Source organism: Amycolatopsis halotolerans, assembly GCF_042647905.1.
In the GTDB taxonomy this organism is placed as follows: domain Bacteria; phylum Actinomycetota; class Actinomycetes; order Mycobacteriales; family Pseudonocardiaceae; genus Amycolatopsis; species Amycolatopsis halotolerans.
This window is the reverse complement of record NZ_JBHRWI010000012.1, coordinates 80,528-92,694: the sequence shown is the minus strand read 5'-3', so window position 1 is coordinate 92,694 and position 12,167 is coordinate 80,528. Positions and strand designations below refer to the sequence as shown.

Genomic DNA, 12,167 nt, shown 5'->3' with positions numbered 1-12,167 from the left:
CCCGCATGATGTCCTTGCCGGATCGGCTTCCGGTCGGCTCACCAATTGGTGAGCACGAGATGATTGACGGCCAGCGCCGTGACCGCTTGTGCGGCCAGCCACCATCGCCGGGAACCGGGCGGCAGCAACGCCGTCCCCGCGATCAGCCAGGTCCCGAAGGGCAGCCAGATGCGCTCGACCTCGGCTTTGGACAGGCCGGACACATCCGAGCAGATCACCGCCAGGAGGGCACCGGTCACCAGCAGGAAAACGGGATCCTCGAGCAAGGAGCGTTTCGGGACCGCCAGCAAGCCCGTCGCCACTGTGCGGCGGGTTCCGGCGAGGACGGCGGGACCGCACGCGATCAGGAAGGCCGCGATGTCGGCCCAGACCCAGTAGGAGTACGGCCTCAGGTTCGCGATGCCCTGGTAGTAGCGCTGAACCACCAGTTGGTAGCCGTCGAACCACCAGAACCCGGCCAGCGCGAAGACCGCGGCCACGAGCAGGGCGGTGGTGATCGCCATCGCCGCGATCTGCCATCGTTTGCCGAGAATCAATGCGGCTACGGCGAGGAAGCCGAACAGAACCAAGCCGTAGGAAAGGAAAACGCCGAAGCCGAGCAGCAGGCCGCCGGCGCAGGAGGCGAACGCCGCGCGAACACGGCTTCGCGTGAACACGGCCGCGGCGAGCGCGAGAAAAGCGATGCCGGTGGCGGTCACCCCGGCGAACAGCCCGTCGGCGGAGGCGCCTATCCAGATCACGCCGGGCGTGAGGACCGCGAACGGCAACGCGGCGCGGGCCGCGTCGCCGCGTCCGAACAAGGACAAGGTCGCGGGAACCGCGACCGCGCTCAGGCAGCCGACGACGACACAGGCGGTCGCCGCCCACGCTCCGCCGCCGAGCCCGATCCGGTTCAGCCAGACGAACACGAGCGTCGCACCGGGCGGGTGCCCGCTGACGTGGGTGGTCCAGTAATGCGGAGTGCCTTCGAGGATGCGTCCGGCGAACGAGCGCAGCATCTCCGGGATGTCGGGAATGTTGGGCACCTCGTGCAGATACTCGTTGTCGGAGGTCAGCCGGGAGGTGAATCCCCGGGTCCAGCCGTCGACCATGACCAGCGCCATCGTCCAGCCCAGCGACAGGACATAGCCGAGGGCGAGCAGTGGACGCCACGCCATCCGTGCGGCGACGGCCGGCCCCCACAGCCCGACCAGCACCGCGATCAGGACCGCGAAGAGGGAGCCGGGACCGACATGCGGCAGCCAGTCGCCGAAGATCGGCGGCGCGTACGCGTAGATGACGACACCGGAACCCGGTTGGTTGTAGTACAACCCGACAACGATGGCCGCGAAGACCAGCCCCAGGGCCAGCGCGACACTGATCAGATCGGCCCGGTGTCCTGACGACGACGCTCGAGGAGGCACCGCGTCCGGCTTGTGCCTGATTCCGCTTTCCTTCATCCGACCGTGCCCACCGCCGCGGCGAACATCGTGCCAGGCATGGTCTCGGCCACCGCCCGCGCGTCGGCCATGGTGTCGACGTCCCGCAGTCCGGGTGCCGTGGCGACGTGCAGGCCGTGGTCGATCAAGGCCTGTCTGGTGCGGAAGCCGGTGTCGGATCGGGACGTGGTCACGCCGCTGACGACCGCCGCTTTGAGCGGATCGCGCAGTCCCAGCAGCCACCAGCCGCCGTCGTCGGCCGGCCCGAGCACAGCCTCGGCCGCAGTTCCGAGCAGCCGGTCGCGGCACTGCTCGAGAAGCTCGGCGCTCACTTGCGGGGTGTCCATTCCGATCTGCAGGACCGGGCGGCCGGGCGCCAGCGCGGCGGCGTCCGCGTGCGCGGCGGCGATCCGCTCGCCCAGCGACGATCCGCGTTGCGGCAAAACGGGAATGTCTGCCGTCACGGCGCACAGCTCCACGGCCGATATCCCGGTTTCGAGATCTCCTTCGAGTGCGACCACCGCGTGCGCTCCGGACACACTGCGCACGGCGCGCACTGTTTCCAGCAGGGCGGCCGCCGCGATGTGCGCCGCCTGTTCGGAGGTCGCGGGCGGGCACAGCCGGGTCTTCACCCGGCCCGGCAAGGGCGCTTTGGCGAGAATGAGGATCGTCGTCGAGGTCATCGGCGGGCCAGCACTGCCGTCATGTCGAAAGCCGCCCGCACCGTTCCCCGCACGGAGCCCGACACCTTGGAGCGTCCGCCGGCGCGCGCCCGGTAGGGCACATCGAACTCGACGATGCGCCACTCCGCCTCCGCGGCTCGCAGCAGCAGTTCGAGCGGATATCCGAAGCCCCGGTCGCCCACTTCGAGGCGGAGCAGTGCGTCCCGGCGCGCGACGCGGATCGCGGCGATGTCGTGCACCGCCGCACCCCGCCTGCGCAGCAGCCAGGCGACTCCCGAGTTGGCGGCGCGCGCGTGCCAGGGCTGAACTCCGCTCCGCACCGGCCGCCGCCGTCCCACCGCGAGGTCGGCCTCGCCTCGGGCGACCGGGTCGAGCAGCATCGGCAGCAGAGCCGGATCCAGCGACCCGTCAGCGTCGAGCACTCCGGCGAAGGTCCGCCGGGCATTGACCAGCCCAGTGTGCACAGCGGCCCCGTAGCCGGGCTTCGGTTCGTGCACGACAAATGCCCCGTGTGCCCGGGCGACCGCGGCGGTCTCGTCGGTCGAGCCGTTGTCCACGACGAGGGGATGGCAGCCTCGAGGAAGCGCCGAGAGCACGTCGGGAAGCGTGCTCGCCTCGTCCCGGCAAGGCAGAATCACATCCAGATCCAGATCGACGACTCCTGACATCTTTCCTCCCGTGACCTCTCGGAATACCGGATACCCGCACAACGAAGCAATTACCCCTCGCCCTCTTGCCCAGTCGATTCGCTCGGTTCTGTTTCCTGCGGGCCGCGATGGACCGTCCGGCAGACATCAACGATGGTGCTGGCGGTGAACAGACTTGCGGTCACCAAAGGCCACCGCGAGTCAGGGGGTCTTCGTTCTGTCCGGTGGCCGCGACGAAGGCGGTGACCTTTGTTCGACAATGCCGGGGAAGAACAGCCCGGCGGCGTACCAGGGAAACAGCATCAGTTCGTGGGCGGAGGCTGGCAGTCGCAGCCGTCCCGACCCAGCACCTCAACGGCTGTCGGGTGAACGGGGCGAGTGCCTGTTACGCAAAAGGTTTCCGGTGTGGACGGCCGGGTAACTCCGGCAGGACGGCGACGGCGCGATCGCGCCGGGACGGAGCGAAGCTGTGATGCGATGGGTGCACTTGTGGCTGGCCGGCCTCCTAGTCGCGGGCTGCTCCGCCCCGGTCGAGGACAAGCCCGCGAAACTCCCCCCTCCAGCGGAACCCGCGGCGGCACCCGCGCTGGCACGGCCGCCGGCCGGGCGCGTGGTTCCGGTCGGAACGGCTCCCGAGGGCATCGTCGCCGACGGCGCCACCCACACGGTCGCTGTCGGAGTCCGGGAGCCCAACGCGCTCGCGCTCGTCGACGCGCGGACGGGGACCGTCGGCAGGCGGGTCCCGTTGCCGGGCTGGCTGCGGCACCTGCAGCTCGCGGGCCCCGGCGGCCCGGTGCTGGTACCCGACGAAACGTCCAATTCTTTCCTGACCGTCGCGCTGCCCGGCGGCGAGGTGACCTCGACGGTCCCGACCGGCGTGGTGCCGCATGACGCGACGCGTGCCGCCAACGGGTCGTACTTCGTGGCGAACGAACTCGGCAAGAGCGTCGTCGTGGTGCGTGGCGGCCGGGTCGTGCACACCTTCGCCGATGTCGCCCAGCCGGCCGGGCTCGCCGCGGTGGGCGATACCGTCGGCCTCGTCGACGTCCGGCGAAACGACCTGACAATTTACGACGTGGCCACCGTCCGGCAGGTCGGGCGAGTGCCTGCCGGTGCCGGGCCCACCCATGTGCTCGCCGACAAACGCGGCCGCCTGGCCGTCGCCGACACCCGCGGGAACGCCATCGTGATCTTCGAACTTTCCCCACGGCTCGAGCAGATCGCCAAGCTGTCACTTCCGGGAACGCCGTACGGGATCACCTACGACGCCGTACGGGATCGGATGTGGGTGACGCTGACCGCCGTCAACGAAGTCGTCGGGCTCGACCTGTCGGCTGGGACGCCGAAGGAGATCGCCCGGTTGCCGACGGTGCGCCAGCCGAACACGGTGGCAGTGGACCCGGGCACCGGACGGGTGTTCGTCACCGGCACCGCGGACGGTGTCGTCCAGTTGATCGATCCCTGACTGGGCCGCTGCACGGTGCGCCGCCACCAGCGCCGTGCAAGGGGCGGCTCGGTGCGTCGCGCCGACACGAGGCAAACGGCTGCCGGCGGGGCAGCGCGTAAATGATCGCCGCGGATCATGCGAGGACGGGGCTACGCCGCCAGTGTGATGAATGGTGTCCGCTGGGCCCGTTGGCGAACGCTGTAGGTACACCGAGTTTTCGCGTCAGGTCTCGTTCAGGTTGGTGGCGATGGCGTGGCGGACGTCCTTGCTGGTGCGGAAAGCATGCGGAAGGTGAAGGGTGTGGATCTGCCCGTCCGCGGTGATCAGGAAGAAGATCGGGGCCCGCACCGCAGCGCGGTGTGCGCGTTGCTGGCCGGCGCCGACCGAGGCGTGGCGGTGCCGTAGGACGTGGCGCTGGTCGGATTCGACGACATTGAAGACGGCCGGTTCAGCGTCCCGGCGCTGACCTGTGGGGCTCGGGAAGTCGTCGCCGCTGGTGGGAGCCTATGTCCGCAGCTCCTCTTCGGCGGCTGAGATGCTGCCCTGATGGTCATTTCGTTGCTGTACCGGACAACTCGTGCGTTGCTGTCCGTCCCGGCGATTCTGCTGCGCCGGGATGCCGGCAAGGACGCTGAGTTGCTCGTTCTCCGGCATCAGAACGCGGTGCTGCGGCGACAGGTTGACGGTCCGTGATGAGTTCGCAGACCGGTTGTGGCTGGCCGCGTTGTGGTCGCTGCTCCCGCGCTGCCGGTGGCGCGGCGTATTCCTGGTCACCCCAGGGACGCTGCTGAGCTGGCACCGCAGGCTGATCGCCAGAAAGCGGGACTGCACCGCTCGACGTCGACGCACTGGGCGTCCACCTGCGGCGGCTGCGTTGAAGAGACTGGTGCTGCGTGTGGCGCAGGAGAACCCACGGTGGGGACACCGCGGAGTCCATGGGCGAGTTGACCCGGCTGGGGCATCGGATCGCGCCGTCCACAGTCTGGGAGATCTTGCATGCGGCCGGCATCGACCCCGCTCCGCGCCGCGCCGTTCCGAGCTGGCGCGGGTTCCTCGCCGAGGGAATCATCGCCGCGGACTTCTTCCGCGTGGACACGATCACCGGCAGACGGTTGTATGCGCTGGCGTTCCTCGAGCATCGCACCCGCAAGCTCCACATCGCCTGCGTCACTGCGCACCCCACCGCGCAATGGGCGACCCGGCAAGCTCGTAACCTCGCCAGCGACCTGGGCCGCCGTGTCGAGTCGCTGCGTTTTGTCCTTCGCGCTCGCGACAGCAGGTACACCGGCTCCTTCGACGCGGTCTTCGAAGCCGAGGAGATGAAAGTGCTCCTCGCTGCGCCCCGGGCTCCGCGGATGAATGCTCACTGCGAAAGAGTGATCGGGACCATTCGCCGCGAGGTCCTCGACCACATTCTGGTCATGTGCGAGGCGCACGCCGGACGGGTCCTCGCCGATTATCAGGAGGATTACAACAGGCACCGACCGCATCAGTCCCGAGGTCAGCTGCCTCCCGATGTCCGGGATCAGCCCGATGTCGTCCAGGACGCCGGGACCCGCAGACTCTTGCGCACCCGGGTCCTCACAGGAGTCATCAACGAGTACCGATACGCCGCCTGAGCTGCAGCGACGACTTTTCAAGCCCCACAGGGTGGTACTGCAACGGGGCCGACGGCGACGGAGGGGAGCGAACGACTGCGCTGGCCCGCTGGTACCGGGAGCTGCCACGAGCGGCTGGTGGCCCGCCGCTGCGCTGGTGCGGATTGTCCGGGCCTGTCCTGTGGTCGGCGGGTTCTTTCGGCTGTGAGCTGATGTCGACGTTGCCGTCGCCGAAGTCCTGCAGCTGCCCGTAGTCGATCTTCAAGCCTTGGCCGGCGGACTTCGCGGTGCCCGCGTAGGTGTTGTACTTGTACTGGTTGATTTTCGCTTCGGTGTCGGTGGTCCGCCAGAACTGTGCCTCGTCCAGGAACGTCCGGTGCGGCGGAGTCTCGGGCATCGGCCGCAGCGACGCCTTCAGCTGGTCGAACCCGTGCGCCAGGCCGCTGGCGTTCTGCGAGTTCGCGGTGAACGTGTGCGACGCGGCCTGCGACACGTCCGCAAGCGGCTTGATCCGCGCCTGCGCGGTGTCCGCTCCGCCGCCGGTCCAGGACGATTCCATGCCCGACATCAGCTGCTGCACGCGGCCGCTGACCTGCGCGTGCTGTTCGGCCAGTTCCGCGGCCTGGTCGGCGCCGCCGTGCCAGTCCGGCGCGCCCTTGCTCGCCATGATCTGCTTGACCAGTTCCGACTGGGGCACGGCCTGCTCGCCGAGGTTGCCCTCGAACAGATCGCCGAACCATCCGCCGACGTCGCTGGCCCGGTCTCCGACCCACTCGACGGCGCCTTCGACGGCGTGCCCGACGGCTTTCGCCGCGTCGCCCAGAACATCGAAGATCGACATCACGAACCCGCTTTGTGCTTCAGATTCGTCATCACCCGCTGGGCGGCGACGTTCGCGACGTAGCAGGGTCGACGGTGCCCTTCTTCGCCGAGCTGAGGCCGATGGAGACGTCCCACGGTCCGCTGGTCGTTGATCCCGAAGGTGACCTGGCAGGACTCGTCAGGTGATTCGCTGCTCTGCGTGTCGTGGTCGTGTGTCGCCGCAATGGGTGAACTCACGCTTGCTCTTAGCGCGGGGTAAGGATCGGACCCAGCAAAGGAGACGCAGTTCGTTCAGAGGGTCGGGCGAAGCAGCCACGACTTGAGGAGGAACTGCGATGAGTTCACAACATGCAGATGGAATCCGGGAAAGCCCGTTGACGGCATTGCAGAGCCGTCTTCGTCACCCGCGCGTGATCGGGAGGTTCGACCGGGCCTTGGAGGCGTGGTCGCGGTCAGATCTCGCGTTGGTCGAGACATCGAGTCGAGACCGTCTTGCACGGGTGCTGGCGACGCGAGAGTACGAGACTCACGACCGGGTCTTGCACGCGTTGCTTGAGCGCGCTGCGGTGTCTGGACGAGACGGTGCGACGGCAGCGGAGATCGTGCTCTCGGCGATGTTGCCAGCGGTCCCGGGCGTGACTGGCCGGGTGATCCGGGCGGCGCGGGCTTCGACCGGCGGGGGAGGTGCGCGGAGGGGCGTAACCGGCGGGGGAGCCTCGGCAGACGAGGCGAACGCTGACGTGCAGGCCACGGTGATCGGACACCTGTGGGAGCAGGTCCGGTGTTTCCCGTTGCGCCGCCGGCATCACGTGGCGGCGAATCTGGTCCGGGAAACGCAGCGGGCGGCGTTGCGCTCGTTCGGGGTGGACCATGTTCAGGCCGCGGCTGAGGTGTCGAGTGTGGACGACGACGCGTTCCGCGGCGCGTTGGCACAGCCGGAGCGCGAGGTTGCCGCGTCAGAGGAGTTGCTTTCAGTGCTGTCGTGGGCGGTGGCGCGTGGCTTGCTCGACGAGCGGGGCCAGGCGGTGCTGACGCGCCGGTTCTTCGGTGACCGGGCCGGTCGGGACGGAGTGGCCACGGATCGCCAGGTCGGTGAAGAATTGGGGGTGAGCCAGCCGACGGTAACCCGGTGGCGCAATCGGGCGATCGCTGCGCTTGCGGACGCCGCGGAGGAGTACCCGGGCGGAGACCTGCCGTGGGCGAGTTGAACAGGGCCGCATCAAGCCGAACCGCAAGAGCCATGCCTGGGAGGCCAATGTCCGGTGGGAGGCGGGAGAGGGCCATGGCGCATAGCTCGAAGCCTGTCGGTCCGGCTGTGCGTAAGCCGGGCGAACGACGGAATCGCGCGTTGGCAAGGGTGTTGCCGGACGCCGCGGTCGAGCCCGCACTCCGCGCGATGACCGGCAGGGCCGGACGAACGGTGGCGTGGTTGGTCGTCGTGGCCAGCCCGTTGGCGACGGTCGGAGGGCTGGTCGTGTTGCGCTCCGGTGCAGCTCCGAATCCGGTGACTGCGGCTGAGAGAGTCCAGCGGGGTCCGCAGGGGTGGGCGGAGATGTATGTGCGGTCGTGGTTGTCGGCCAGCCGCGACGATTCCGCGGCCCTGATGGCTTTCTATCCCGATGGGATGCGGTCGGAGCGAGAGGTCGGGTCGCAGATCCCGGTGGCCACTGCCACCGTCTCGGCCGTCTCGCCCGAGCCGGGGGTGTGGTCGGTGGTCGTCGCGGCGAACCTGCTTACCCTGCAGCCGGACGGCACGCGTCCCGCAAAGATCACCTGCGAGCAAGTCAGCTTCGTCGGGGACGGCAGCTCGTACGCGGCGACGTCGCTTCCGTCCCCAGTGACCTGCCCCGCGACGGCAGTGCAGCCCGAACTCGCCTACGGCCAGCCTGCTGATCCGGCGGGCCCGGTCGGGCAATCGGTGATCGGGTTCCTGACCGCTTATGTGGTGGGGCAGGGGCAGCTTGACCGGTATGTCAGTCCGGGGACCGGCGTCGCACCCGTGTCGCCGCCGCCGTTCGCTTCGGTCCGGCTGCAGGACTTGAGGACCCACGAGACGTTCGAGCCGGGCCAGGCCGCGCGGCCGTTGGACGGGACGCAGGTCCGGGTGCTGGCGCGGGCGAAGTGTTTCGACGCGACCGGGCAGAGCACGCTCGCTGACTACCCGCTCACTCTGACCGCGCGGTCAGGCCGGTGGGAGCTGACCCGGATCGACCCGGTCCCGCTGCGGGAACCGACTCCAGGGAGGCGTTGAGGATGGGAATGCTGCTGGCAGCGGATGTGAAGTCCTGGCTTGACGCGAATCTCGCCTGGGGCGGCGAGGCGGTCCGGCGGCTGATCCTGCTGGTCGCTGTGGTCGGCGGGATCAGTCTGCTGATCGGCACCCGCGGTAATTTCACCAGGGCGATCAAGTACGGGGTGATCGCGGCGGTGTTCCTCGGGATCCTGCTGAACCTCGATGCCGTGTCGGGGATGTTCGGTTCCTGGTTCACCCACTAGCCGTGCCCGCACCGAAACCCCGCAGCGAAACGCTGATCGGCCGATCCTACACGCGGTCGCGGCGGTATCCGCGGATGTTCGGCCGGATGCCCGGCCGCGACGGCGGGTATCTGCCGGGCGGGCCCTATACCCTGACCCAGGGCGTCGTGTTCCTCCTCCTGTTGCTCGTGGTGTGGAAGCTGCCGCTGCTGGACTGGCTGGGTGCGGCGCGCTGGTGTGTGCCGCTGTCGGCGGTGTTCCTGCGCCGCGCCCGGATCGAATCGCGCACCCCGCTCGGCTGGTTGTGCGGCTTGATCTCGCACGTTCTGGCACCAGCGTCCGGGATGCTCGGCCGTCGGCCGTATCGGCCCGCCCGTCCTGTGTGGACACAGCACCGGATCCATCTCCATCTCGGTGCGCTGAAGGACGAGTCACGGACTGCGGTGGAGACGAAGGAGCCGAGATGGAGCAGATCCTCGACCTGAGCGGAAACCTCGTGTTCTGCGCGGACGGCTCGACTTGGGCCGTGTGGCGGGTACTGCCGGGGGAGAGCGCGCGTTCGAGCGGACGGCAGTTGCGCACCTTGTACGAGCGCACGGTGACCTTCATGAAGTCCCTGCGCGGCGAAGCGCTGATCGTGTCGCTGTGCGAACAGGCCCAGCCGCACTCGATCGTCCGCCGCTGCCTGGCCGGGATCGACGTCGAGACGAACCCGCACTGGGCCGAAACCGTGCACAACGCCTGGGATCAACTCGACGCCCTCGACCTGCTCGGCCGGACCTACTGGATCGCGCTCCCGCTGACGGGCCACGGCTGGCGGGACACCGCCGGCGGCCTGCTGCGTGCGACCGGTGCCGCGCTGGCGGCCAGTCTCGGTCTCCCCACGAGACCAGCGACAACCGCAGCCGTAACGCAGGCCAAGGAACGGGCCCGAGTCGCGGGACAGGAACTCGGCGGAGCGTTGCCGCTGCGGCCGGTGACGGAAGCCGAACTGCTGTGGTGGCTGGGCCGCGCACCGGTTCGCGGCGTGAACGAGCCGCAACTCGAGACCAGCGAGACCGTCCACAACACGCGAGTCTCAGTCTCGCACCAACGGAGAACTGCTTTCGCGACATTCCCGGCGACCGTCCTCGACGAAGGCGGCCGCACTGACCACAACGGCCGCGGGCTCGTCGCGCCGCTCGCGACCCTGAATCGCCGGTTCCTCAAATGCCTGACCCCGTCCGACGACGGCGTCCTCGCGAGCTACCAGGCCTACCTCGTCCTCGCCGAGATGCCGCGAGCCTTCACCTTCCCCGGTCACGAAATCCTCGCGCGGCTGGCCGATCTCGGGTTCGGCATCGACTACGCCCTTCGGTTGACCGCAAAAACCAACGAGGAAGCCCGAGCCGCCAACCGCCGCCGCACCCGTGACCTGATGGGACAGGACGAGGAGCATGCTGCCGACAGCGCCGGCGTGCCCGCCGACGTGCATTCCGCGCAGGAGGAGATCCAGCACAAGAACGCCCGCCTAGGTGCCAGTTCCACCGAGGTCGACCTCGAGGTCGGCGTCATCGCCTGTGTTTGGGGCCAGACCGCGGACGAGTGCGACGTTGCTGCGAAAACGCTGCGGCAAACGTTCCTCGGCGGCGAATATCGATGGGAACGCCCGCTCGGCGGACAACGCCAGCTCTACCAAGCGATGCTGCCTGGCTACCGCACCCCGATGGTCGTGCGCGAATGCAGCCAGAATCTCCTCGCGACCGACGCCGCCATGCTCCTGCCCTTCTCCGCCACCGACTTCGGCGACCCGACCGGCGCGCTGTTCGGGCTTGCCCTTGACGGCGGGGCACTTGCCCCGTTCCTGCTCGACCCGACCTACGGGCCGACCCACGACTCCTCCGGCGGGATCGCGGTGGTGGGGGAGCTGGGTGCTGGGAAGTCGGTGGTGCTCAAGAACGTCGCCGCCATCGTCCGGCTCATGCTCGACGGACGGGTCATCGCCATCGACCGCACCCGCAGCCGGGAATGGGTCCCGGTCGCCGATGCCTTGCCCGGCAACACCCAGGTCGTCGACATCGTCGACCCCGCGCTCGACGGCGAACGCGTCACCAGTGCCGAACTCCGCTACTCCTGTGACCCGCTGCGCGTGTTCCGCGGCAAGACCAGCACCGGCATCGCCGAAATCTTCTTCGCCGCCTGGCTCGACCTCGAATCCACCTCACCTGAACGAGACGCGCTCGGCCGCGGACTCGACACCGTGACCTCCACAGCCGAGGCCTCCAGCAACCGGCTTATCGACGTCCTTGCGGTGCAAGGCAAACAAGACGTTGCCGCGCGTGCGTTGGCGTCGCGATTGGACCGGCTCCGGCGCGACCCGATCACCCGCACGATCTTCGACCCCGACCTCCCTCCGGTCGATCTGCACACTGCGGACTTCGTCGCGTTCTGCACCCACGAAGTCCCGCTGCCCACCACACTGGAAATGAGCAGCGAACGCATGGCCGCCCGCATTCCGCCGCGGAAACTGTTCGGCCGAGCCTTCCACCTGCTCATCGCCGCTATCGCCAAAGAAGTCTGCTTCGGGACCACCCGCTGGGGCGAGTTCATCTGCGACGAGGCTTACAACGTCACCGGCACACCGGAAGGCCAGCAGATCGCCCTGGAATTCGTCCGCGACGGCCGCAAACACGGTGCCGACGCCGCATTCGGGTCGCATGCGCCGCAAGACCTCGGCGACGATGTCCTGCGCGGCTTGATTGCCGTTCGCCTGGTCGGCCGTCACCGCGACGACAGTCTTGCGCGGCAGAGCCTGGCCTGGCTCGGCGTCGACCCGGCCGACCCGCGCTACCACGACGCTGTCACCAAGGATCTCTCGCCGCTCAATCCCGCCGGAGGGGAAGCGGAGCGCAAGGCCCGTGCGGGGGAGTTCCTCGTGCGGGACCACTTTGGACGGATCGGCAAGATCAAGGTACTTCCGCAGCCATACCGGACTTTCCCGAAAGCCGTCCTGACCACGCCCACGGTCACGCGCAGCGCGAAAACCCCGCATTCCTGAATCGGACGCGCCGGGGCGTGTGCGTGTCCAGGATGTGCCC

Annotated in this window: 14 protein-coding genes; 8 read left to right on the top strand and 6 right to left on the bottom strand. The window is 68.7% G+C overall.

From position 1 onward, the window contains the following. Window positions 1-38: 38 nt before the first annotated feature. The 3 genes from ACFORO_RS08600 to ACFORO_RS08590 are packed head-to-tail and all read right to left on the bottom strand — an operon-like array spanning window position 39 to window position 2,769. Window positions 39-1,439, bottom strand: coding sequence for a hypothetical protein (locus tag ACFORO_RS08600; RefSeq protein ID WP_377868199.1), 1,401 nt, complete (start codon window positions 1,437-1,439; stop codon window positions 39-41). After that, the gene (locus tag ACFORO_RS08595) at window positions 1,436-2,101 is read right to left on the bottom strand and encodes a TIGR04282 family arsenosugar biosynthesis glycosyltransferase (protein ID WP_377868200.1); all 666 of its coding nucleotides are present in this window, start codon (window positions 2,099-2,101) and stop codon (window positions 1,436-1,438) included. Before ACFORO_RS08595 ends, ACFORO_RS08600 begins: the two co-directional genes overlap by 4 nt. Continuing rightward, window positions 2,098-2,769 (bottom strand): glycosyltransferase family 2 protein, encoded by a 672-nt coding sequence (locus ACFORO_RS08590; RefSeq protein WP_377868201.1) that lies wholly within the window; start codon window positions 2,767-2,769, stop codon window positions 2,098-2,100. Before ACFORO_RS08590 ends, ACFORO_RS08595 begins: the two co-directional genes overlap by 4 nt. Before the next feature lie 451 nt (window positions 2,770-3,220). On the opposite strand from ACFORO_RS08590, the gene ACFORO_RS08585 reads away from it, so the two are divergent. Further along, window positions 3,221-4,213 carry a YncE family protein gene (locus ACFORO_RS08585; RefSeq protein WP_377868203.1) on the top strand — a complete coding sequence of 331 codons (993 nt, stop codon included), beginning with the start codon at window positions 3,221-3,223 and terminating at the stop codon, window positions 4,211-4,213. Between the two features lie 204 nt (window positions 4,214-4,417). Here the strand turns inward: ACFORO_RS08585 and ACFORO_RS08580 are convergent, their stop codons facing one another. Beyond that, a complete protein-coding gene (locus ACFORO_RS08580) occupies window positions 4,418-4,543 on the bottom strand; it encodes a hypothetical protein (protein WP_377868204.1) in 126 nt (41 codons plus the stop codon). 198 nt (window positions 4,544-4,741) lie between these two features. On the opposite strand from ACFORO_RS08580, the gene ACFORO_RS08575 reads away from it, so the two are divergent. Further along, window positions 4,742-4,888, top strand: a complete 147-nt coding sequence (locus ACFORO_RS08575; protein WP_377868205.1) for a hypothetical protein — start codon at window positions 4,742-4,744, stop codon at window positions 4,886-4,888. A 242-nt stretch (window positions 4,889-5,130) separates the two neighbouring features. After that, window positions 5,131-5,814: an integrase core domain-containing protein gene (locus tag ACFORO_RS08570; RefSeq protein ID WP_377868206.1), complete on the top strand. Its 684-nt coding sequence runs from the start codon at window positions 5,131-5,133 to the stop codon at window positions 5,812-5,814. Here ACFORO_RS08570 and ACFORO_RS08565 read toward each other — a convergent pair. After that, window positions 5,789-6,634, bottom strand: coding sequence for a hypothetical protein (locus ACFORO_RS08565; RefSeq protein ID WP_377868207.1), 846 nt, complete (start codon window positions 6,632-6,634; stop codon window positions 5,789-5,791). The genes ACFORO_RS08570 and ACFORO_RS08565 overlap by 26 nt on opposite strands. Then, a complete protein-coding gene (locus tag ACFORO_RS08560; protein ID WP_377868208.1) occupies window positions 6,634-6,852 on the bottom strand; it encodes a hypothetical protein in 219 nt (72 codons plus the stop codon). Before ACFORO_RS08560 ends, ACFORO_RS08565 begins: the two co-directional genes overlap by 1 nt. 263 nt (window positions 6,853-7,115) lie before the next feature. Here ACFORO_RS08560 and ACFORO_RS08555 point away from each other — a divergent pair, with 263 nt between their 5' ends. The 5 genes from ACFORO_RS08555 to ACFORO_RS08535 are packed head-to-tail and all read left to right on the top strand — an operon-like array spanning window position 7,116 to window position 12,127. After that, a complete protein-coding gene (locus ACFORO_RS08555) occupies window positions 7,116-7,823 on the top strand; it encodes a hypothetical protein (RefSeq protein WP_377868209.1) in 708 nt (235 codons plus the stop codon). 32 nt (window positions 7,824-7,855) lie between these two features. Beyond that, window positions 7,856-8,866 (top strand): conjugal transfer protein, encoded by a 1,011-nt coding sequence (locus ACFORO_RS08550; protein WP_377896513.1) that lies wholly within the window; start codon window positions 7,856-7,858, stop codon window positions 8,864-8,866. Between the two features lie 2 nt (window positions 8,867-8,868). Next, a complete protein-coding gene (locus ACFORO_RS08545; protein WP_377868210.1) occupies window positions 8,869-9,111 on the top strand; it encodes a hypothetical protein in 243 nt (80 codons plus the stop codon). A gap of 2 nt (window positions 9,112-9,113) precedes the next feature. Then, window positions 9,114-9,575: a hypothetical protein gene (locus tag ACFORO_RS08540; protein ID WP_377868211.1), complete on the top strand. Its 462-nt coding sequence runs from the start codon at window positions 9,114-9,116 to the stop codon at window positions 9,573-9,575. After that, a complete protein-coding gene (locus tag ACFORO_RS08535; RefSeq protein ID WP_377868212.1) occupies window positions 9,554-12,127 on the top strand; it encodes an ATP-binding protein in 2,574 nt (857 codons plus the stop codon). Before ACFORO_RS08540 ends, ACFORO_RS08535 begins: the two co-directional genes overlap by 22 nt. Window positions 12,128-12,167: the final 40 nt, after the last annotated feature.